Origin of the sequence: Pseudoalteromonas sp. US3C1013 (assembly GCF_048401115.1) — a bacterium.
Taxonomy (GTDB): Bacteria; Pseudomonadota; Gammaproteobacteria; order Enterobacterales; family Alteromonadaceae; genus Pseudoalteromonas; species Pseudoalteromonas undina.
On sequence record NZ_CP183075.1, the window covers coordinates 2,392,858 to 2,416,258 of the forward strand.

A 23,401-nucleotide genomic window follows, 5' to 3' on the forward strand; every position below is an offset into this window, starting at 1 on the left:
TAGATGAATAAAAAGTTCTGACTCATATTGTTTTTTTATAAAATAGCTACAAATTACGCGTTTATACGCTAAAACCACTTAGTAGTAGTTCAACAAATATGGTACAACTATAAGTATTAAAAATAAATATTGCTCTATCTGAGCATTGTAACCGCAAAGTACCTCACAGATGAACCAAAATAAACATCACATTACCGATGTCGCTATTATTGGTAGCGGCGCAGCAGGCTTATCACTTGCTTTATCTTTGGCTAATTACTGTAACGTTACCGTGATCAGTAAAGGTGAATTAACCGAAGGTTCTACTCTTTATGCCCAAGGCGGAATTGCCGCTGTTTTTGATAAAAAAAATGACAGTATAGAGTCTCACGTTGAAGATACCTTAGATGCAGGTGGCGGTTTGTGTGACAGAGAAGCTGTTCATTACACTGCCAGTAATGCGCATGACTGCCTACAATGGTTGATTGACCAAGGCGTACCTTTTGATATGGAATTTGATAGTAAAGGTAAAGAGCGCTTTCATTTAACCCGCGAAGGGGGTCATAGCCATCGACGCATTTTGCATGCTGCCGATGCCACTGGCAAAGCAGTGCAAACAACGCTGATTAGCCAAGTTCAAGCGCACAACAATATCACCTTGTTAGAGCATTTCAATGCGATTGATCTAATTACAGATAAAAATATCGGTAAAACGGGGTCACATGTTCACGGTATGCATGTGTGGAATAAAAAGGCCAAAAAAGTAGAAACCATTGGCGCAAAATTTGTTGCCCTAGCAACGGGTGGCGCAAGTAAAGTGTACCTTTACACCTCTAACCCTGATGTTTCTAGCGGTGATGGCATAGCAATGGCATGGCGTGCAGGGTGTCGCGTTGCTAATATGGAATTTAATCAATTTCATCCAACCAGTCTTTACCACCCAGAATTACAAAATTTTTTAATTACCGAAGCAATGCGTGGTGAAGGGGCCTATTTAAAACGCCCAGATGGCACTCGCTTTATGAAAGAGTTTGATGAACGAGAAGAACTCGCCCCGCGCGATATTGTAGCGCGTGCTATCGACTTTGAAATGAAACGCCTTGGCGCAAATTGCGTATATTTAGATATTAGCCATAAAGACAAAGATTTTATTATTGAACACTTCCCTACTATCTACGCTAAGTGCTTGAGCGTAGGGCTTGATATTACCAAAGAAGCAATCCCTGTCGTTCCTGCGGCACATTACACCTGTGGTGGCGTAATGACCGACTTTAACGGCAAAACGGATTTAGCAAATTTATACGCTGTGGGTGAAGTGGCTTATACCGGCCTGCATGGCGCTAACCGCATGGCAAGTAACTCATTATTAGAGTGCATTGTATTTGCCCATGCAGCAGCAAAAGACATTTTAAGTAAAATAGAGACCGCACCCGCGCTGGTAGATTTACCTAGTTGGGATGAAAGCCGCGTATCTAACTCAGATGAAGAAATCGTGATCACCCATAACTGGCATGAGCTACGATTATTTATGTGGGATTATGTTGGGATTGTACGCTCAACCAAACGCCTTGAACGTGCGCTGCATCGTGTTGAACTGCTACAACAGGAAATACACGATTATTACGCAAACTTTAGAGTGAGTAATAACTTACTTGAGTTACGTAATTTGGTACAAGTTGCCGAGCTTATAATTAGAAGCGCTATGGAACGTAAAGAAAGTCGTGGACTACACTTTACTATTGATTATCCAGAGCAAAATGAGAACCCAACGCCCACTATTTTGACTCCTCTACGTAATTAATTGCTTCAAGCGTTGCCCGTTTCAAGCGCGCATAGCTTTGCTCATCAACACTATTGGCTGAGATAATCAGCCAATAGTTTTTACTAAAGCCATTAATATACAGCCACACACTCTGACCGAGTAACCGGCTTTGGTTACTAATGAGCCCTTGAATTTGCCTGCCTGATCCTTCAAAACGAAATTGATTCGACTCTAAGAGTATAATGCCTTGCTGTGGTTGAGCAGCCACGATTTTTCGCCAAACAATAATGCCAGCAAGTGTATTAAGTGCAATACAAAAAAGAGTTGCGACCACCGAGTTCATAAATAGGCACAACACTAAAGTCAGCACACAAAAAAAGACCACAATCGGTTTGTGGTCTGTTTTATTATCTGTAACGGTAAATCTATACACGAACTCGGTCTAAAATTAGCTGAACCATGCTGTTTAGCTCTGCGTCTTTACATTCTTCATGGCCCATAAACCAAGCGAATAAATCTGGGTCTTCTTGGGTTAATAGACGCTGAAAAATCGCTTGCTGTTTAGCATCTAACGAATCATAAGCTTCTTCAACAAACGGCATAAACAAAACATCTAGCTCTAACATGCCACGGCGACAAGCCCAACGGATACGTGCTTTACTATGTATTTCAACCATTTTAAACCTCATATTTAATTAACTCGAGTTTACCAAATACGCGTTAATTTAACAGCACTAAGTTATAAAAACATCGTCTGTTAGTCGCTGTACCATACGCTTTAACTACGTTATTATGTGACCTCATTTGTTATTGCAAAGAAGGTGTTTATGTCTCAGGTTTATGCATGTCCTTTATCACATCAGGTTATTAGCCTCTCAGGCGCAGATAAATTATCGTACCTCCACGGACAAATCACTCAAGATCTAAATAAACTTAACAACGATAACTTTTTGTGGGCAGGTCACTGCAGTGCAAAAGGTAAGTTATGGGGTGTATTTAAGCTATTTTCTTATCAACAAAGTTACTTTTTAGCTGGTTCAAGTGCAGAAGTAGAACGCTCTCTTGCTGAATTAAAAAAATATGCTGTATTTGCAAAAGTTGAAATTAATAAAGCCTCAGAGCGATTAATTGGTTTACTTGGTGATGACCTAACAGGCTTACTCACACAACTCGATATTCACTTTAGCGATGACGCCATGGCTTGTGACTTCGCTCACGGTAAAGCCCTTAAACTTGCATCAAACCGCGTTTTATTGATGGTTGATAGCCAATTTTGCCTACCTGACGACGTGTCGACCCTCGACAACGATGCCCTATGGCAACAAGCGTCTATACTCGCTGGTGAACCGCAATTAAGTGTCGATGCGATTGATGAATACGTACCGCAAATGGTTAATCTGCAAGCCATTAACGGCATTAGCTTTAAAAAGGGTTGCTACACAGGCCAAGAAACCGTTGCACGTATGAAGTACCTAGGCAAAAACAAACGTGCTATGTATATCGTTTCTGGGCAAAGTGAAGGGTTACTCGAAGCACCCGACATTGAAACTCAATTAGGTGAAAACTGGCGCCGCGCAGGTAAACTTATTGCGCAAAGCTATAATGAACAAACACAGACTTTAACTGGTTTGGTCGTGTTGCCAAACGATACTGATATCGATCAGACTCTTCGTGCAAAACACACCCCTTCGGTAGAGCTAAACATTCTGCCTCTACCTTACTCTCTTGAAGATGAATAATAGGAATGACTATGATCGTTGCAGCAAATAAAGTGGTAAAAATGCATTACTCTGTTTTAGATAATGACGGCAATACCATTGATAACTCATTTGGCGGTGAGCCATTAATTTTTATCGTTGGTACAGGTTACCTGATCTCAGGGCTTGAAAACGCGCTGCAAGGCAAGCAAGCTGGCGATACACTAAGCGTAAAAGTGGAGCCTGAAGAAGGTTACGGTGAGCGTCATGATCACTTAATGCAAGCTGTACCTAAATCAATGTTTGAAGGTATGGAAATTGAAGTGGGCATGCAATTTCGTGCAACCACAGATGACGGTGACCAATCAGTAATGATCATCGACATTCAAGACGAAGAAGTGATTGTTGATGGTAATAATCCACTTGCCGGCATTACACTTAACTTTGATGTAGAAATTTTAGAAGTACGCGATGCAACAGCCGAAGAGCTTGAGCATGGCCACGTACATGGTGAAGGCGGCTGTGGCCACGAGCACTAAAACCCGCTAAATAAAATTACTACACGTTTATAAAAAAAGCGCCTAAGGCGCTTTTTTTATAGCATATTATTCTGTGTTCGTAATTTGGCTTGAGGCTCTGCTGCTGGCATTTCAACTGGGGTTATTTTATCTTCAAGCGCAGCAACTAATCCAGCTTGATCATTCGTGCCTAAGCGATACTGAGTGCCATCTTTAAGCGTTAATTGCACCGCACTAAAGCCTGATACCGAATAAATCCACCCATCGTGTGTAATGCGAATACCAATACCATGGCGGTATGAATTTTGTACTGCCTTTACATCCACTATGTCTTCTAATGCTAATTTTTGGCCTGCAACACCAGGGCCAAATGCCCAGCTAATATGAGTTTCGTCAACTTTAATGGTTAAACCGTGGAACAAAAAACCCACCAGCACTAAAATACCAGCAAATACGATTAACGGGGCATCGGCACCAATTAAATTCCATGCAAGCGCAACAAAACCACTGATCCACGCTAATACTACAAATATAAATACCGCATACTGCTTATGCTGATACATAACACTCTCTATTAAAAAGTTAAAAAATTAAAAAATTAAAAACTGTACACTAAGGTGGCACTGAGCTCTGAATCGTATTTTAGTTTATCTTCTTCAGGCTTAGAATTATAACGATACATATAAGCAAACTTAAGCGATACCGCGCCAACCACTTGGCTAATTAATGCCGTTTCTGACTTTAACCGAGAGTTAAGCCCAGACAAAGACTGTTCTATACTGATATCTTGATTAAATCGGGTACGCTTAGATACCAACCTCTCCCACTGCATTGCAATACGAAGTAAATAACCCATTTTGTCCTTGTCGTCTTCAAGTGCTGTTGACTCATCATCAGCAACTGAGCGGTATAGACCTGGGCCAATATCTATATCTACCTTATTTTTAACCCCTTGATAAACACGTGCGCCATAACCGGTTGCTACCGTACTTTTAAAATCAAGGCCGCTAAATTGATCTTCCTCATAATCTCCGTAAATAAAGAAAGACGAGTTTTTAACGCCTATTTTATAGTTACCCTGTGCAGAGAAAAACACGCGATTAGCAGTCACATCCGACTCACCCGTTTCTTCGTTTTCATCACGTTTGTACAAAGAGTCTATTTTGAATTGATTTCGCCAGTTTTCAAAATCTTGATAAAGGTTCCCTTTAAGCTTAAAACTGGTGGAATTAGTGTTACCTTTACTTAAAATAAAACCAAATTCGGTATCACCATACAATACTTCGCCTTTGTGTAACTCATGAATTTCTTCATCAGAGAGCTCCCCATACTCATGAAAATCTTCAAAGGGATCAACTGCCCAGCTAAAGCAGCTAAATAATAAAAGCAGTAATACAAAGGAGTTTCGCAAAATACGTTCTCTTACATATGGCAATAACAAAAAAGCAGAGAAATGGTTATTCACTTTCTTTCCACAAAATATGACAAAAAGGCGCGTCTTTATCACGGCTAATTAAAATTTTCGCAAATAATACGTCTTCGTTATCAAACTCAAGGCCAACTAATACTTGAATAAAATGCTCAGGTTCAATTTCTAGGGCAACAAAGTCTTGCCACTGTTCATCGGGCTCATCTTCTTCAATAAAGCCTAGTTCTTCACGGTGTAGGTTAAATTCTTCAATATCTTTGTCGCTTAAATTATTGGGAGCCAGCTCTAAAAAAATATCATAAGCTTGATGAGTTGCTTCTTCTACCGTAAATAAACGTGGACCTGACATGAATGGTTAACCTCTGAGCTTTTAAGTGGCAATCATAATATCAAAAGTTGCTAGGGTTTTGATAAAAAAAACACGTTAAATACTGGCTTTTTTACTTTTACCTAATACTTATAGATATTGTTGGATGGGTTTGTATTAAGGTCTGCTGACCTTTTAAATTAAATTTTCCTTTAAAGCGAATAGACCCTACTTACATTAAAAAATTCACTTTGTTTTTATTCATCTTCATCCACTTTACTTAACATCAATAAAAACATAAGCTCAAACAACAGGTCAGAGGAGTGCATAATGATAAAATTAGAAAAAAAACAGGGTATTGCCACTGTTACATTAAATCGTGTAGAAAAACAAAATGCCTTAAGCTTTGCTATGTTTGTTGAGCTTAACAAGGTGATTAAAAATATAAAAAAAGATGCCAGTATTCGTGCGGTTGTATTAACCGGTGAGGGCGAACACTTTTGTGCGGGACTCGATATTAACGCGGTTATGGCTTCACCATTCAATATCATAAAGCTCCTATTCAAATGGCTTCCTGGTAATCAAAACCTAGCGCAAAAGGTCGTACTGGGCTGGCAGTCATTGAGTGTGCCTGTAATTGCTAAAATAAACGGAAACTGTCTTGGTGGAGGGTTGCAAATAGCACTGGGTGCCGATTACCGAATTGTTCACCACGACGCCAAACTCGCCATTATGGAAGCGCGCTGGGGGTTATGCCCAGACATGGGCGCTAATGTTATGCTTTCAGGCTTAGTAAAACGCGACCAAGCACTTTGGCTAGCAAGCCATGCTGAACCAATAAACGCACAAGACGCTTTTGAACTCGGTTTAGTAACAAAAACAACCGACGATACCGATAAAGCAACTAAAGAAATGCTTGAAACATTACAAGCGCGTTCACCTGACACATTGGCGGCAATAAAACGAGTAACTCAACAAAGCTATAAAGCCCAAGCTCGAAAAATACTCGCTAAAGAAACATGGAGCCAAATTCGCTTATTAAGCAACCCCAATACTAAAAAGGCCATTGCTAAAGCAAAAGGTAAAACTGGTATTGAGTTTTCAAACGCCAAGCGCTGGTAACATTGATGGTAATACTAAGGCACAATGCACAAAACAGCGTTATTTGTTAAAGTGATAATCCTCTATTGTATTGAGTCGTCGTCATGAAATACTTTTTAAGTAGCGCTATCATTTTGCTTTGCTTGGCAGCGGGCAAGCTTATTATGCACTTTATTGATGCCAGTTTTCCTGCGCCACTATTAGCAATGGTTATTTTACTGATACTACTTTTATCAGGCATTGTTAAAGAGCAGCAACTTACTCCATGCGCCTCGCCTATTTTAAATGTAATGCCTATTTTCTTTATTCCTGCAGGCGTTGGTTTTATTGAACACTTGGGACTTATAAAAACACATTGGCCGTTTTTAACCACCGTGATGATTATAGTGCCCTTGAGTAGCTTAATTTTAGTAGCCAGTGTGGTTGGCCACTTTAAGGGCACTGAAAACAATGAATGAGCAAATCAGTGCAATAACGCCAAGCCTTTGGTGGTTGACCATCCCTTTTATAATTACTCTTTTTTTTGGACTAAAAATGCTCAATGTGAGAGTAAGTCACTGCATTTTAAAATCCCTCACGAACCCAGTATTTTTAAGTATCGGCATTATTGCCTTATTACTCGTTAACCTTAAATTACCCTATTCACAATTTGCATCGCATAGTCGGTTGTTAACGTGGTTATTAGAGCCGGCCATAGTCGCGTTAGCCCTCCCCTTGTATCAGCAGTTTATGCATATTCGAAAAAACTTTTTACTCATTTTAGTCACCTGCAGTATTGGCATTATTAGCGCCACACTGGTGGCTTTTGTATTAAGTGTTTTATTTGCTGTCCCATCGCAGCTCAGCGCTTCAGTTGCGGCACTTAGCGTTACTACACCTATTGCATTACTTGTCACCGACTCACTTGGCGGGATCAGCTCGCTAGCCGCTGCTATGGTTATTTTTATTGGTTTGCTTGGGGCTTTGTTTGGCTTTTTGTTACTAAAATTAATTAAAATATTTAACTTTGAGGCACAAGGCATTGCAATGGGAACGGCCTGTCACGCTATAGGCACCGCGGCTGCAATTGCCGAACATCCAAAAATAGGGGCGTTTTCATCGGTGGCTATGGCATTGAGTGCGCTATTAACTGCTGTGATAGTACCACTATTATATCCAATTTTAGTGAGCACTTTGTTATAGTAAGTTGATACCAATATAACTAAAACTAGAGCTCACCATGATCAGTTCCGAAATTCAACAATTTGAAAAGTACTACGCCCTACTTACCGAGTATTTAGTCACCTATAGTATGCAAATAGTCGGTGCTATTTTTATTCTACTGGTTGGTCTTTGGGTGGCGAAAAAACTTGCCGAAGTAGTTGCCAATTTGATGACTCGACATAACGTTGATATCACCTTAACTAACTTTGTTAGTAATGTAGTTAAAGTACTGCTGATCATTATGGTGATCATAATTTCGCTTGGTAAAATTGGCATTAGTGTTACCCCGTTTGTTGCTGCAATAGGTGCCGCTTCTTTAGGTGCTGGCTTAGCATTACAAGGCATGCTTTCTAATTATGGCGCGGGACTTGCTATTATTGCCACGCGGCCATTTGTGGTAGGCGATACCATAGAAGTAAAAGGGGTTAGTGGCCAAGTAAAAGTAATTGAACTGGGTCACACCGTGTTAATTAATGAAGAAAAAGTAGAAATAACCATTCCCAATAAGCATATCGTTGGCGAAATCCTGCATAACTCATTTAACTACTCTTTAGTAAAAGGTGAAATAGACATAGCCTACAGCGCCTCTAGTGATACTGCGATCAGCCTTATTGAAAACGCATTAGCTAATCACGAACTGGTTGCTAAGCAACCCAATGCACAAGTTGGCATAGAACGCTTTGCTGATAGCGGCGTTACTATTAGCTATCGATACTGGGTTCCTACCACTAAAATTATTGAAACTAAGCTCGCTATTAACGCCAGCGTGTATAAAGCAATTAACGATGCAAATATCGAAATTCCGTTTCCACAGCGCATTGTTACACTTAATAAAAATAACTAGCATGAGTCATGTAATTAAAGCAAAAAGCTAAATGCACTTATAACTATAAAAATGAGCCAATTATGCATCAACCGCCCTTTTATTTAGGTGAATGGCAAATAACTCCTGCCAGTAACACCATTCAACGCGCTGAAGAACAAAAACAGCTAGAACCCAAAGCTATGGATGTGTTGCTGTACTTGTGTCAAAACCAAGCAGAGATTGTGAGTAGCGACGCGTTATTAACTCACTGCTGGGCAAACACAGAAACCGGCGATAACCCTCTGCATAAAACTATCACTCAGTTACGAAAAGCTCTGGGTGATAAGGCAAGCGCCCCGCAATACATAGAAACCATACGTAAACGTGGTTATAGGGTTATTGCATCGGTTGAGTTTCCATTAGCTGATGACCTCCCCAACCAAGTTAACACATGGCAAGGCGGCTCCCCTTTTTTAGGTTTGAGTGCATATAACCCAACCGATACCCACTTATTTTTTGGTCGTAATCATGCCATCAGCACGTTATTAGAGAGCGTATCAAACCAAGTAACATTACAGCGCGCATTTTGTTTAATCCTTGGCCCTAGTGGCACGGGTAAATCATCATTAGTTAATGCGGGTATATTGCCAAAACTACTCGACGAGCGAGGCTATAACGGCATTAGAGTAATGTCGTACACCCAACTCGACTTTGCAGATGTAGCTCAAAATAGGCTGTATTTAGATCTCGCCTCGGCCATGCTCGATTGGGATATTAACGACATTCCAGTATTTACAGGGTTAAGCGCACAAACGCTGGCACAGCAACTAGAACATGACATAGATAATGCAATTAGCGGCTTAAAAAATACAATTGCAAATACCCAAACAGCAGCAAAAACGCCGCAATTGTTTTTGTTTATAGACCGCTTAGAAGTGCTACTTTCCTCACCGCTATTTAGTAACGACACCCGAAGTCATTTTTTATCTGTTATTGAGCGTTTAGCGACCTCTAAAGCGGTGATTGTATTTAGTGCCTGTCGTAACGATTTTTACCCTTTAGTGGTTGAGCAACCAAGCCTTATGGTGGGCAAAGCTCATGGCGCGCATTACGATTTAACCCCGCCAAATCGCCATGAGCTACAACAAATTATTCGCTTGCCAGCGTTAACCGCTAATTTAACGTTTTCACAAGACCCACACACTAAAACCCCGCTGGATGAAATACTTTGCGCCGATACCGCCAATAATCCAGATGCACTGCCCATGCTACAATACACACTGCAAGAGCTGTATTTACAGCGCAGTGATACTAATGAGTTGTTACACAGTGTGTATGAAAAACTCGGCGGTATTGAGGGTGCCATTGGTAAAAAAGCCGAAGAGGTATTTATAGGGCTTTCTAAAGCGCAACAACAGCAACTAAAAAGCGTGTTATCGCAATTAGTCACGCTAAACCCAGATGGTAAAACCATTACGAGCCGCGCAGCCCGCTTGCAAGCGTTAACCAACACCAGCCAAAAAGAGCTGGTTCAAGCCATGGTCGATAGCCGCTTATTTGTATCGCATTTACAAAACCAAGAAGCTTACTTTAGCCTTGCTCACGAGGCATTATTACGCCAATGGCCACGTGCCAAAAAGTGGATTAATGACCATAAAGATGCCCTTGCTATAAAAAGCCGCTTACACCACCACACGCAACAATGGCTTAGTGAGCACAAAAGTAACGCCTACCTGTTAGCGCCGGGTAAACCATTGCAAGAGGCCGTTACCTTATTAAACGACAACATATTTAAACTAGATGATGACGAACGCGCGCTTATAACCAGCTCTCTTAAACACAGTAAAACAAAAACAACCATAAAACGCGGCACCGTCGCTCTGCTTTGTTTACTTACCTGTGTTGCCCTATTTATGAGTGTTACCAGCTTTCAAGCGCAGCAACTTGCACAGAAAAAGCGCCAAGAGGCCGAAAGCTTACTAGGGTTTATGGTTGGTGATTTTGCCGATAAATTACGCAGCGTAAAGCGTATGGACTTACTTGATGGCATTAGTAATAAAGCACTTGAGTATTTTACTAATCAAGTCGAGGAACCAAGCTCGCTATTTAACTTTAGCAGTCAACAAGGAGAATTTAAAAGTCGCTTTCAGTACGCACAAACCCTTGAGGCCATGGGTGAAGTCGCCTATTCACGGGGTAAAACCGATGAAGCCTTTACCGCCTTTGAAAACGCCCGCATTCGCCTTGAAGCATTATTAAAAATTCAGCCAAACAACTTAGAGCTTCTCACACTCGCCGGTGCTAATGCCTTTTGGCTCGGTCAGCTTCATTATGATAAAAGTAATTACGCTGCTACTGAGCCATTATTTAAAAAATATCATGCCTACAGCGAGAAAATGTATTCATTAGCACCGAATGATTTTAACTCGATTATGGAGCTATCGTATTCGCATAATTCGCTGGGCTCTTTGTATTTAAAGCAATTTAACTACACTGCCGCGAAACAACGCTTTACAAAGTCGCTCGCCCTTAAAAATGAAGCGCTTAATTTAATTCCAAACGATAAAAACTTATTAATTGATAGAGCTGATACTCTTAGCTGGATTGCTAGCACAGAAGTACACTTAGGTAACTACAGAAATGCGCTAAATTCTTATGAACAAGCAGAAAAAGTTTTAAATACTTTAACCTCATTATATCCTAATGATGCAAACTTATTAGAGATGCTGGCCTATACGCACTCCCATCAAGCCAATCTACTAAGTTACCTGCCAGATAAACAGCCAGCTTTTTTGCATACAATAAAAGCATTAGAGGCTGAAAAAAAAGCATTAAAACAGGATCCAAAAAATAAGAAATTCCAAGAAAAATATTTTCAGTTTTTAACTAACCAAACCTTAATTTACGCTGAGCTCGCTAATATTTCTTTAATTGAAAGCATTATAAACTTCTTACATACATCAGAGAAAAATCGTAATATCACGGGTATCTATGTCAATTTGATTCGCTACTTTGTCAAAGTCAAACAATCGACCTTGGCAGAGAAATTCATGGATGAGTTAAACAGATATACAACTTCACTAGGAATTGAAGAAAACTCAGGCATTAATAATAGCATTCATATAGCCAGCATATATTTGGCGCAAGCAAAATTAGCAGCATCTAAAGAGAATAATGAGAAGCGAAAATTATTTTGCCACAAGGCTCTAAAATCAATCTTAAATATAGCTAAAAAAACAAATGATATTGATATTCTTTTTCCCCTATTACAGGCATATAGTTGCTTAGATCGCTTGTCTGAAGCTCCCGAAAAAATAAAGATACTTAAAGAATTTGGTATCAATAATTTCGACTTATAAACTAAAAATATATTCAGTAGTATCCTACTACTTATTAAAAAAGAGATGTAAACAATGACTACAGTAGATAACAATCAACTTATAAAATTTAGTGTTAACGTAACAATTAATGAGAACGACGAGGCTGTATTCAAATACACAGAAAATGGTCATGAGGTATCAGGTGGTGGAGAGGTAACAGTTCCAAACACTCATGGTGTCTATACTTTAGATGAAGAAACGCTTAAGCGTGGTTTTTATTTTGTTGGCGCAGAGCTGAGTGGGCCAATAGTAGAAGATTTTAGTTTTAAAATAATCAACGGTGGTCAATCTATAGTGGTTGTTGATTCAAATAAAAATGCAGGTGATTTATGCTTGCAGTTTATTGTTGCAATCCCAACAATCCAAAAATACATTAGCGCAGATCCACAAGTTAGAAATGAACCTCGTTAATATTTAGAACTCAAAACGCTCATTTAGCTGTGAACTAAATGAGCGTCTTTTATTTAGAAAGTTCAAACATACATAACTTTAAAAGTTGTTCATATTATTACTAATTAGTTTTAAATGTTGTATAACCAACAACAAATTTAAATGAATATTTTAATTAACAATAAATTTTAACACACTAACTGCTATTTAAACCGCAAATAAAACCAAACCACAAACACAAACACAAAAAAGACATTAAAAATCAAACAATTAAATTCAGAAGATTACCGAAAGGTTTAATTGCACTTTTTTAAGTAAATTTGTAGACATCAAAAACGTCTGTACCATGCTAAGGCTAAAACGTGTCGAAACAAATTAACAATAAAAAGACTGCAGCAACTGATAACGATAAAGCATTGCTCTTCGATAGCGCTTTATCATCCTCTTTTTCTCATACTCAATTTGATGCATTAATTGAATTATTTAATGGCACCGCCGAAGGTATTTTTGTACTGAATGAACAGGGTGGTTTTGAATTTGCCAACCCAAAAGCTGCTCAATTACTTGGTTACTCTCAACAGTCGCTGATAGGCGAAAATTTACTGTCGTTTTTACACGGTTCAGACCTTGATAAATATAAACAGACCTTATTAAATTGGATTGGTATTAAGGACACCCCTCTTAGCATTGGCCCAAATGAAGTTGCTATAAACAAAGCCAATGGCGATGTGATTGAAGCTGACTTATCAATATCAAGTATGCCAAAAAGTATCACATCGGCACAAAAGTTGTACGTATGTATACTTCACGATCTTAGTACTCATAAAGCCATGTATAACCGTTTAAAAATACAGGCCTCAACCGATCATTTAACTGGGCTTGCTAACCGTTTAGCTTTAGATGAGTCGTTAAAAAAATACTGGCAAGAGAGTATTCAAAGCCAACAACCTTTAACCAGTATATTAATTGATGTTGACCACTTTAAAAAATTCAACGATACCTACGGGCATATTAAAGGCGATAAATGCTTACAGAAAATAGCAAAAATGCTATTACAGTGCATTCCATCTAGAGAGTGTTTAGCTGCTAGGTATGGCGGTGAAGAGTTTGCAATTATTTTACCCCGTTGCGATATAAAAACCGCCACCGTTGTGGCCAACCATATACAACAACAAATTGCACAAATGAGCTTTACCGACTTAGGTTTGCCGCCAGAGGTTAAAATTACGGTAAGCCAAGGAATTGCCTGTGAAAATAATAACCAGTACCGCACCTACGAGGCGCTGTTATATGCCGCAGACACGGCTTTATACCGGGCAAAAACGGAAGGCAGAAATAAAATAAGTACGATTGTTTAAAGTTTAAATTAAAGGCCTTTTCATGACGCTACATCTATCCTAAACGCCACTTCATGGAGGTGGCGTTTAGTTAAATAACAGCTGATTAAACTAGGGTCTGTTGACCTTTACGGATTAAGATTCGTTCAAACTAGGGGCTATTTAATCGCGGCGCGAGGTTTGTAACCTAGTGGGCTAAGTAAAAACCGAGCAACAAAGAGTAAATCGCCCTTAGGCAGAACCCTTCGGGCAGCGCCTGTTTGGCATTGATGCTGCGTTATCGCCTATTTATGGGGAATACCACACCACATAGGCTCTGCCTTGCCTAAATACCAAACAGACTGCTGCAAATTTAACCTTGAAAGATCAACAGACCCTAAAGTAACAATAAACTACCTAACCCTAAAAAGGTTACAAAGCCGACAATATCAGTTACTGTGGTTAAAATAACTGAGCCTGATAATGCTGGATCAATTTTCATTTTATCTAAAATAGACGGGATCACTACGCCCGCCAACGATGCAGCCACTAAATTCAGCAGTATTGCCACGGTAATGGTTATACTAAGCATAATATCGTTAAACCATAGATACGTTAGCAAACCAATCACTAAAGCCCATACCAAGCCATTTACCGCCCCTACACGCAGCTCTTTTTTGAGTAGAGCGTTACGGTTTGAGTCGGTAACCTGACCAAGCGCAAGACCGCGCACTATAACTGTTAAGGTTTGACTACCCGCTATTCCGCCCATTGACGCCACTACAGGCATTAATACCGCAAGTGCCACCACTTGTTCTATGGTGGCGCCAAATAAGCCTATAAACCACGAAGCTAAAAATGCTGTTGCTAAGTTTATACCTAACCAAATACCACGGTTTTTAGCACTTTTACGAACACTGGCAAATAAATCTTCGTCTTCACGTAAACCACCGGCTTTTGCTGCTGCTTCGTCAGCAATTTCTTGACGTAACTCGTAAGCCGATGCAATGGTTAAACGCCCTATTAGTTTGTTATCGGCATTAACCACGGGCATGGCCATTTGCTCGCTGTGAATAACCACTTCTGCGGCTTCATATAAATCATGGTCTGCGTGCAATGAGGTAAAGTCATGATTAGCAAGAGTCATTAAGCTCTCGTTATCATTTGCTTTTATTAGGTCATTAACTGCCACTTCGCCGATTAAGCTACCTTTACGGCTCACTAAATAAATCACTTCGCTGTACTGCGGTAACCCTTTGTGTAGCAGCTTTTTAGCGCCACCCGCAGTGAGCTTGTCAGACACCTTTAAAAAGTCAAAGCCAATCCAGTGACCTAACTGCTCAGGTGTATATTGTTGCGCCAGTTCGTATTGTTTGGTTTGTGCTTCATCTAGCTGCTTTTTTGCATAATCAATAAAACGTTGTGGAATAACTTCTTCTAACTCAAGCAGCTCTTCAACGTTAACTTCGTCTAATAATTTAAAACCGTCGCTGTCATCTAAAGTCTGCAATAACCACAAACAGCTATCTTCACTTAAATTAACGAAAATTTCGTGTTGCGTGTCTTCATCTAATAAATGCCAAATTTCAAGGCGTTGCTCTTTAGGAATAGCTTCAAACAACAAAGATAAGTGTTCGGTTGATAAGGTTTGTTGAGCATCTATAAGTAATTTATTTTTGCGCTCTGTGGTATCACACTGCAATAAGTCGTTTATGAGTTGTGGTAACTGATCAACCGGATACTCTATCATTTCAAAACCCTAAAATAGTCTTTCACTATAAATTTACTGTAATAAGTAAGCACTTATTAATAAGAATAGCTAATAGTGTACATTAGAGACGAATAAAAATATTAAAAAATCTCTGTGTCGTTAGATATTTATAGCTGCTATCACCCACTCAGCGCCAACCAATAAAAAAGCCGTAACAAATAATGTTACGGCTTAGTGTAGTTAGCATTTTAAATCGCGCTATATTTTAAATTGTCCTACTAGGTCACCCAAGTTTTCACCTCGCCCTGCTAGGTGCTGACTTACTGAAGAGGTGGTTTTACTCGACTGTGTTAACTCATTAACGATTTCTTGAATCGCATACACGTTACGGTTAATTTCTTCTGTTACACTGCTTTGCTCTGTTGCTGCTGTGGCAATTTGCGTACTCATATCATTAATGGTGGTCACGGACGTGGTTACCGCACCTAAGCTTTCTGATATAGCGCGTGAAGACTCAACTGAACGATTACAGCTTTGTTGACTCGCATGCATAGCATCAACAGCTGCCGTTACTAAATTATGTAACTCACTTAGCATTTCGTTAATTTCTAATGTGCTGTCTTGTGTTCTGCTCGCTAAGCTTCTAACTTCATCAGCCACCACCGCAAACCCCCGACCTTGCTCACCTGCGCGTGCCGCTTCAATTGCCGCATTTAATGCCAATAAGTTTGTTTGTTCAGCAATGCCACCAATTACACTCAATACGCTATTAATTTTTTTAGATTGCTCACTTAACGAGTTAACCTGCTCTGCTGCTTGATTAATTTCGCCCATTAAGTTTGATACTTCGCTCAGTGAAACATCCACACAATCTTGCGCGTTAGCCACTTCTTTTGTTGCCGCCTGAGTTGATACCGCAACTTGTGTGGTATTTTGCGCAACTTCATGCGAGGTTGCTGACATTTCGGTAATCGCCGTTGCCACTAAATCGGTTTCATGGTTATGCTTTAATAACTTGTCTTCTATGAGTAATGTTTGCGTATTAATATCTGAAGAAGCTGTTTTAACGTCACTTGTTACATCAACCACACCGGCAATAATACTGTGTAGCTTGCTCACAAATACATTGAAAGATTCACCTAACTGACCAATTTCATCATGAGTATCTATTTCTAAGCGTCGGGTTAAATCCCCCTCCCCTTTGGCAATATCATCTAAGCTTTGCACCATACGTTTAATCGGTTTTAGCATATTATTAGAAGCATACAACGCACCGGCTGCTGCTAAACCAAGAAGCAGAAGTGATATTAAAACCAAAGTGGTCATTTTTTCACTTAAATGGCGTTCCATAGTTGCTTGATACTTTACCAACTCAGCTTCAATATCATCCATATATGTGCCAGTGCCTATCATCCAATTAGTACCTGGGATCATGGCTGCATAGCCAATCTTTTCGACTAAGCCTGTGGTATTGGGCTTTTGAAAATGATAGGTAAACGAGCCACCGCCCTTACGAGCTTGTTCAAGTAGGCCAACCACTATTTTTTTACCGTTTGGGTCGGTCATCCCTATTTTATTTTGACCTTCTATTGCATCACCCAGTAATGCATGAAAAACACTGATACCATCGGTATCATAAATAAAGTAGTAACCATCTTCGCCAAAGGTTAAATCTCGCAACGCATTTTTAGCGTCTTGTTCATTTCCTTGTGCTAATTGGTATTGCACTACTTTAGAGCCGATTTCTATTTCTGTTCTTAGCAAGGTTTGTTTATCAGCAATTAATTTAGTTTTGAACTCATTAAAGTTTTGCTGTTGATTCTGCTTCTCTAAATAATAAGAGCCCGCCATAAAACTGATTAGTAATACTATCAATGGTAAAACAGCCAACAGTAGCAACTTGTTTTTTAAGCTTAAATTACCCATTATTTCTCCAATTAACATTATAAGCCATTAAGCTTTTTATTTTTCAGCCGCTTAGCAGCTAAGTTTCCATTGTTTATATTACTTACAATAGCGCCACACTTGTATACAAATTAAGCACAAACAGAGTTAATTCGCAATTTAATATACTCGTATGCTAGTAAAGCACACTAAAAACAACTTTTTAACTAGACAATAGTATAAATATAGTAATAAACAACTGATTTAGTTCCTTGTTTTAAATCCTTACTAGAACACAATTTGTTAAACTTACTTAAAGCTAAATTAACCTTACTAACGCTACCTTAGCGTAAATTAAAATTAAACATTGGCTATCACACAAAGGTCTTGCTTTCTAAATTAAAACACAAATAATGAAGCAACTAACCACTGGGTAAGAATGAGGAAAATGAGTTATATACTAACCACCCAATGCGCAGACGATATAGGCTTAATCGCCAAAATTACCGGACTGTGTAATCAGCATAATTTAAATATTATTCGTAATAACGAATTTGTTGATAAAGATGCACAACGCTTTTTTATGCGCACAGAGCTTACGGGCGAACCACATGCTGAGTTTTTGTCACAACTGCGCGACGTATTACCAGCTGGCGCAAAAGTGGCACTACACGGTGAAGAAAAAACCAAAGTGGTACTATTAGCCACAAAAGAAGCTCATTGCTTAGGCGGCATGTTACTTAAGCAATTTGAACAAGCACTAAACATAGAGATACTCGCCGTTATCGCTAACTACCCTACTCTAGAGCCTCTAGTGAAAGGGTTTAATATTCCTTTTCATGTAGTTTCTCATGAAGGACTTACGCGCAGTGAGCACGACGAAAAAGTCGGTGACTTAATTGCCAGCTATAACCCTGACATTATTGGCTTAGCTAAATACATGCGTATTTTAAGCCCTGAATTTGTGGGTCGTTTTGAGGGTAAAATAATTAATATTCATCACTCATTTTTACCTGCTTTTATTGGTGCAAAACCATATCACCAGGCATTTGAACGTGGTGTGAAAATTATTGGTGCCACGGCTCACTTTGTTAATAATGAGCTAGACGAAGGCCCTATTATTTTACAAGACGTGTCGAGTGTGACCCATGCGAATACAGCTGAGATGATGGCTAAAATGGGTAAAGATGTAGAGAAAACGGTGTTTTGTAAAGCACTGCAACTAGCATCAGAGCATAAGCTGTTTATTAATGGCAATAAAACCGTCGTATTTTCATAATTAGCTTTATATAGCTATTAAAAATGCCAGCTAATAAGCTGGCATTTGTTTATTCAATATAACTAAACCTAAACACTGGTTAAGAGACCTTAATAAAACAAAGTAAATTTACGTATCAGCTGTTTTCTATTAGAACCGAAAATAGCGACTTTTGTTAGACTTATATCATTATTTTTCTCGGCCTTTACTATCAACCTTCACGGCCAAAATATGCAATTTCCCTCTTGGTCAAACCATTCACTTTATGGATTAGCTGAAATATCAGGTTATTTACTACACTCCCTTTTAAGCAATAACAACCTTTAAAAGATTTAACTTATCATATTCAAGTAACCTTAAGCTGAACAATATTATTGATATATAATCAGAAATTAAGCAATAATGTCTTAATGCATGCGTTATTGTAGCTATGCTGATATTCCCTTTTTAGGATGTACTATTTATAAGGAGCATTTGATGGCTTTTGATTACGGATCAATCGATCTTGGACTAAAAAACCCTTTCAAACTGGAAGGTAAAGTAAAAGCAATAAGAGGGCTTATTGAATCTGTTGTTGGCATCAGCTTGCTTGTTATCGCGTCTAGCTCTGTAAAGGAAGATGCAACAGCAGGTTGGATCTTAATGATATTTGGCATGTTAATACTCGCCCTAGGCATTCGGACTTTATCGGGTGGTATTTATGCAACGCTTAAGTACTTCGTAGGTAGAAACCACCCAACATCGTTGGCGTTTAATTTTAGTAAGTCACAAACCTCAACTGCACAAGAAGAAAAAAACGAAGTAGCCTACACTGCGCAAACATTAGAAGAAATGCTTGTTGGTCGCAAAAACAGTACTTTTAAAGAACCGAATGGCTTTTTATCGCGTTTGCTACATAGTTTAGTACCAAAACTATTATTTTTACCCTACCCAATACGTAATGTTGCCCAACGTTTATTTGGCTCATGGATAAGCACACTGGTTGCTCTTATCGCTTATGCATTGGTCGCCTTTGTGTCACTGTCTGGTTTTACCGGTGAAGCTGGCGAACTAGCTTTTCCAATATATAGTGCCATATTAATGTTTTATGTGCTGTTTTCTTGGCGCTCTTCTGGCAAACCTATTTCACGTAATGCAGAGAGAAATATTGAAGCCTTAGGTACTGGTGCTCTTGCTAAAATCATTTCTTTATCCTTTATATTGCCCATTGCTATAGGCCTGTCTATGTCGTGGATAATGCAAGAACAGCGCATAAGCAAACAACAAATAGACAATTGGCTTGAGCAATTACCCAACCTTAACGCGGGCATCTATTTAACTGCCATTATTATTTTAGCTGCACTTAGTTGTGCACTTGTTTTTGTGATGATTAAAGCGCGTTTAAATGAAGTGACACCAAGCGCTGAAGTATCAGAACTACGAGAAAACTGGCAAGAGTCTGTTCATCCAGATGAGATTTTTATAAATCTTGATAACTTAGTAATGGCTAATCGCCGTTATAAAGAAGTACCTAATAGGGTTTATCGTGAGCTAGATCCTAAACTACAAGAGCAAATTGAAGGAAAAGGCGGGTTTAAAGGCGAAATGATTCAAGAGATTCAGCCTAAACTACACACAATGGATTTAGGTAAGCACTTTAACCTTTCTCGTTTAGTTGCGTTAATTAGTGGTAACTTACTCTACATTGTAGCGCTTACCTTTACTGTGTTGCTTGCTTACTCTTTTATTAATATTTACCACTATATTGACGCTGCTAATATAAATAGTATTGAACAAGCCTTTAATAATAAAAATATTATTGAGTTTAGCGAGCTGTTAATGGCAAGTGTTCATTTATTACTTATCGGCATATTAGTTAAAGCATTTGCTCAACTTCTGAGCAATAGTGCCCATTTATTTTTTGCTGAAATGCAATTTGAATCTTTACTCGTGTACTTCAAGTGCGAGGGCACATTTACTGAGTCAAAAATATCAACGGGTACCGGTATTCATGATAGCACACGCTCGGAAAATACCTTGGTACGTAGCAGCATAACGCCTTGGGTGATTGTTTCGCGCATTGTTTCTACAACCTTTGCAGCTACAGGCATGAAAAACCTCGAGCATCCTCGACATATTATGGAAATGCATAAAGATGAAGGTCAATTACAAGCAATCAAAAAAGATGTAATTGCCTTTTTGAAAGATCGAGAATCAATTGCCTCTATCACTAGCGAACGCGATTTAGGCAATGCATCTCAACTGCACCAGTTAAACCAGCAAACACGAGCTATGCCTATGCAGCCAGCTTTAACCAAAGATGATGAGGAAGCCGCTGGTTTTTTACGTCAGGAAGACGATTTAGCGTCTGAGCCAAAAAACTAGCTTATCTATATATGCCACCTTATTACTAGGTGGCATCTTTCCAAACTAAAACCCCCCTCTCTACACTTTGATATAAATGTGATTCCCCCCCTGCAAGCGCAGTAAAGACAGGGAGGGAAATGAGGAAAATAAGTAATACACTAACCAACTAATACGCAAACGATATTAGGCTTAGCCAAAATTACCAAACTCTGTAATCAGCATAATTTAGATATTATTAGGCCTTGTTGATAAAGATGCACAACGCTTTTTATGAGAGCAGAACTCACAGGCTAATCCCGCAGCGATTTTTTATTATAACTTTGCGAAGGATTGCAAAAGTGGTACTGCACGGCAAAGAAAAAACCAAAGTTGTATTATTAGCTCCAAAAGAAGCCTCTGTTTAGGCGGCATGTTATTAAACCAACTTGGTAATACTCTAGCTGTTTATTAATGGCAATAAAACCGTCGTATTTTCATAATTAGCTTTATATAGCTATTAAAAATGCCAGCTAATAAGCTGGCATTTTTATAAGTAAATAATAAACCTTACTTAACTAGGGTGTGTAATACGTTGGTGCCCCAGGGCCTACTGGCATACCTAAAACAAATACCCATAAGTAAAACAGTACCACCCAGCCAACAAAGAAGATTAAGCTGTATGGCAACATAGTGGCTACCAAAGTACCTATTCCCATGTCTTTTTTGTATTTAGTGGCAACCGCAAGAATTAAACCAAAGTAACTCATCATCGGGGTAATTAAGTTAGTTACTGAATCACCAATACGATAAGCCGCCTGAATTGTCTCGGGTGCATAACCTATAAGCATTAGCATAGGAACAAAGATAGGTGCTGTTACTGCCCATTGCGCTGACGATGAGCCTAAAGTTAAGTTCACTAAAGCACACATCAAAATAAACAGTACAAATACTTCCGGCCCAGTTAAGCTAAGAGCTTGTAGTAACGCGGCACCGTTAATCGCTAAAATGGTGCCTAAGTTAGTCCATTTAAAAAATGCCACAAACTGCGCAGCAAAAAACACCAATACAATGTACATGCCCATAGAGCTCATACTCTTGCTCATAGCATTGATCACGTCTTTATCATTTTTCATGGTGCCAACCACGCGACCATACACAAAACCCGGAATACCAAAAGTAACAAAAATAAAAACTACAATCCCTTTTAAAAACGGCGAGTGAGCAACTAGACCTGTTTCAGGGTTACGTAAAATACCGTCTGCTGGAACAATCGTCCAAGCGAGTAACAACGAAACAACAAGTAATGAAATACCAGCCCATTTTAAACCTGATTTTTCTTTGGCAGTTAAACCGGCAATATTATTTTGAGCTAAATCTTCACTGGCTTCATCTGGGTTATATTTACCTAAACGTGGCTCAACAATTTTCTCTGTAACAAGCGTACCTAAAACAGCAATTAGCAATACTGAAATCATCATAAAATACCAGTTTGCTTCAGCGCCTACTTGGTAAGTTGGGTCAATCATTTGTGCTGCAGGCGTTGTAATACCCGCTAATAACGGATCGATAGTACCCAGTAATAAGTTAGCGCTATAGCCACCCGATACACCAGCAAACGCTGCAGCAAGGCCTGCAAGCGGATGACGACCTAAACTATGAAATATCATTGCCGCTAGGGGGATCAATACGACATAACCCAGCTCAGATGCTGTGTTTGATAAAATAGCAGCGAATACCACCATAAAAGTTACTAAGCGTTTAGATGCGCCCATAACCATGCCACGCATTGCCGCAGACAATAACCCTGAATGCTCGGCAACACTTACACCTAATAATGCCACTAATACCGTGCCTAATGGGGCAAAGCTGGTAAAGTTAGTAACCAAGCCCGTTACAATACGCTGTAAGCCCTCGGCACTGAGTAAGCTAACGACTTCAATTACACCATCAGGATCGCGCCCAGCAGAGCCCTCAGGGCGTGGATCGATAGCACTAAGTCCAAACCAATCAGCAACGCCACTAAATAAAATAATGGCAATACAAAACAGCGCGAATAAGGTAATTGGATGGGGAAGCATATTCCCTAAAAATTCTACCGTGGCTAAAAATCGATTAAACCAACCGCCCTTTGCGGCCTGATTTTCATCTTGGGATGTGTGTGGTGAGTCCATTGAGTCTGACATACCATGCTCTCTTAATTACAAAATGCCCGTAACCTAGCATTATTTTCTGAGCAGGTCATGTAATAAAGATGAATGACTTGTTATGTCATGGTAATTAACTGATGGGTTTGTTGTGATGGGGTTACAAAAAAGAGGCTCTCGCCTCTTATTTCG

The 23,401-nt window shown here is 39.3% G+C and carries 20 protein-coding genes; 12 read left to right on the forward strand and 8 right to left on the reverse strand.

Annotation, left to right across the window (positions count from 1 at the left end):
- Positions 1-169: 169 nt before the first annotated feature.
- Complete coding sequence (gene nadB / locus ACNSN2_RS11205; RefSeq protein ID WP_418611338.1) at positions 170-1,780, forward strand: L-aspartate oxidase; 1,611 nt, start codon at positions 170-172, stop codon at positions 1,778-1,780.
- Here nadB and ACNSN2_RS11210 read toward each other — a convergent pair.
- Together ACNSN2_RS11210 and ACNSN2_RS11215 are read right to left on the reverse strand one after the other, a co-directional pair.
- Positions 1,755-2,084, reverse strand: coding sequence for a hypothetical protein (locus ACNSN2_RS11210; protein ID WP_418607378.1), 330 nt, complete (start codon positions 2,082-2,084; stop codon positions 1,755-1,757). The genes nadB and ACNSN2_RS11210 overlap by 26 nt on opposite strands.
- Positions 2,085-2,166: 82 nt before the next feature.
- Positions 2,167-2,418 (reverse strand): succinate dehydrogenase assembly factor 2, encoded by a 252-nt coding sequence (locus ACNSN2_RS11215; protein ID WP_010387788.1) that lies wholly within the window; start codon positions 2,416-2,418, stop codon positions 2,167-2,169.
- A gap of 150 nt (positions 2,419-2,568) precedes the next feature.
- On the opposite strand from ACNSN2_RS11215, the gene ACNSN2_RS11220 reads away from it, so the two are divergent.
- Together ACNSN2_RS11220 and ACNSN2_RS11225 are read left to right on the forward strand one after the other, a co-directional pair.
- Positions 2,569-3,480 (forward strand): YgfZ/GcvT domain-containing protein, encoded by a 912-nt coding sequence (locus tag ACNSN2_RS11220; protein WP_418607380.1) that lies wholly within the window; start codon positions 2,569-2,571, stop codon positions 3,478-3,480.
- 11 nt (positions 3,481-3,491) lie between these two features.
- The gene (locus ACNSN2_RS11225; protein ID WP_008111743.1) at positions 3,492-3,977 is read left to right on the forward strand and encodes an FKBP-type peptidyl-prolyl cis-trans isomerase; all 486 of its coding nucleotides are present in this window, start codon (positions 3,492-3,494) and stop codon (positions 3,975-3,977) included.
- Positions 3,978-4,033: 56 nt separating this feature from the next.
- Here the strand turns inward: ACNSN2_RS11225 and ACNSN2_RS11230 are convergent, their stop codons facing one another.
- From ACNSN2_RS11230 to ACNSN2_RS11240, 3 genes are read right to left on the reverse strand one after another with little or no spacing between them, the layout of a single operon-like run.
- Positions 4,034-4,519: a hypothetical protein gene (locus ACNSN2_RS11230; protein ID WP_036953590.1), complete on the reverse strand. Its 486-nt coding sequence runs from the start codon at positions 4,517-4,519 to the stop codon at positions 4,034-4,036.
- A 35-nt stretch (positions 4,520-4,554) separates the two neighbouring features.
- Positions 4,555-5,367 carry a DUF481 domain-containing protein gene (locus ACNSN2_RS11235; RefSeq protein ID WP_054201958.1) on the reverse strand — a complete coding sequence of 271 codons (813 nt, stop codon included), beginning with the start codon at positions 5,365-5,367 and terminating at the stop codon, positions 4,555-4,557.
- Between the two features lie 46 nt (positions 5,368-5,413).
- Positions 5,414-5,734, reverse strand: a complete 321-nt coding sequence (locus ACNSN2_RS11240; protein ID WP_055013217.1) for an HI1450 family dsDNA-mimic protein — start codon at positions 5,732-5,734, stop codon at positions 5,414-5,416.
- 288 nt (positions 5,735-6,022) lie between these two features.
- On the opposite strand from ACNSN2_RS11240, the gene ACNSN2_RS11245 reads away from it, so the two are divergent.
- From ACNSN2_RS11245 to ACNSN2_RS11275, 7 genes are all read left to right on the forward strand, one after another.
- Positions 6,023-6,814 (forward strand): crotonase/enoyl-CoA hydratase family protein, encoded by a 792-nt coding sequence (locus tag ACNSN2_RS11245; RefSeq protein WP_418607382.1) that lies wholly within the window; start codon positions 6,023-6,025, stop codon positions 6,812-6,814.
- A gap of 83 nt (positions 6,815-6,897) precedes the next feature.
- A complete protein-coding gene (locus tag ACNSN2_RS11250) occupies positions 6,898-7,251 on the forward strand; it encodes a CidA/LrgA family protein (protein ID WP_075169713.1) in 354 nt (117 codons plus the stop codon).
- Positions 7,244-7,975 carry an LrgB family protein gene (locus tag ACNSN2_RS11255; protein ID WP_418607384.1) on the forward strand — a complete coding sequence of 244 codons (732 nt, stop codon included), beginning with the start codon at positions 7,244-7,246 and terminating at the stop codon, positions 7,973-7,975. The genes ACNSN2_RS11250 and ACNSN2_RS11255 overlap by 8 nt, the downstream gene beginning before the upstream one ends.
- Before the next feature lie 37 nt (positions 7,976-8,012).
- The gene (locus tag ACNSN2_RS11260; protein WP_418607386.1) at positions 8,013-8,840 is read left to right on the forward strand and encodes a mechanosensitive ion channel family protein; all 828 of its coding nucleotides are present in this window, start codon (positions 8,013-8,015) and stop codon (positions 8,838-8,840) included.
- 62 nt (positions 8,841-8,902) lie between these two features.
- Positions 8,903-12,160 carry a winged helix-turn-helix domain-containing protein gene (locus tag ACNSN2_RS11265; protein ID WP_418607387.1) on the forward strand — a complete coding sequence of 1,086 codons (3,258 nt, stop codon included), beginning with the start codon at positions 8,903-8,905 and terminating at the stop codon, positions 12,158-12,160.
- Between the two features lie 54 nt (positions 12,161-12,214).
- Complete coding sequence (locus ACNSN2_RS11270; RefSeq protein ID WP_010387773.1) at positions 12,215-12,592, forward strand: DP-EP family protein; 378 nt, start codon at positions 12,215-12,217, stop codon at positions 12,590-12,592.
- Positions 12,593-12,933: 341 nt separating this feature from the next.
- On the forward strand, positions 12,934-13,929 hold the full coding sequence (locus ACNSN2_RS11275; RefSeq protein WP_010387771.1) for a GGDEF domain-containing protein: 996 nt from the start codon (positions 12,934-12,936) through the stop codon (positions 13,927-13,929).
- A gap of 355 nt (positions 13,930-14,284) precedes the next feature.
- Here the strand turns inward: ACNSN2_RS11275 and ACNSN2_RS11280 are convergent, their stop codons facing one another.
- Together ACNSN2_RS11280 and ACNSN2_RS11285 are read right to left on the reverse strand one after the other, a co-directional pair.
- Positions 14,285-15,637, reverse strand: coding sequence for a magnesium transporter (locus ACNSN2_RS11280; RefSeq protein ID WP_010387769.1), 1,353 nt, complete (start codon positions 15,635-15,637; stop codon positions 14,285-14,287).
- A 219-nt stretch (positions 15,638-15,856) separates the two neighbouring features.
- The gene (locus ACNSN2_RS11285; protein WP_075169718.1) at positions 15,857-17,524 is read right to left on the reverse strand and encodes a methyl-accepting chemotaxis protein; all 1,668 of its coding nucleotides are present in this window, start codon (positions 17,522-17,524) and stop codon (positions 15,857-15,859) included.
- Positions 17,525-17,930: 406 nt separating this feature from the next.
- Here ACNSN2_RS11285 and purU point away from each other — a divergent pair, with 406 nt between their 5' ends.
- Entirely contained in the window at positions 17,931-18,761 is an 831-nt protein-coding gene (purU, locus tag ACNSN2_RS11290) for a formyltetrahydrofolate deformylase (protein ID WP_054201777.1), read from the forward strand.
- Between the two features lie 456 nt (positions 18,762-19,217).
- Complete coding sequence (locus tag ACNSN2_RS11295) at positions 19,218-21,104, forward strand: hypothetical protein (protein ID WP_418607391.1); 1,887 nt, start codon at positions 19,218-19,220, stop codon at positions 21,102-21,104.
- Positions 21,105-21,640: 536 nt separating this feature from the next.
- On the opposite strand, the gene ACNSN2_RS11300 is transcribed toward ACNSN2_RS11295, so the two are convergent.
- Positions 21,641-23,248, reverse strand: a complete 1,608-nt coding sequence (locus ACNSN2_RS11300) for an AbgT family transporter (protein ID WP_418607393.1) — start codon at positions 23,246-23,248, stop codon at positions 21,641-21,643.
- Between the last annotated feature and the right edge of the window lie 153 nt (positions 23,249-23,401).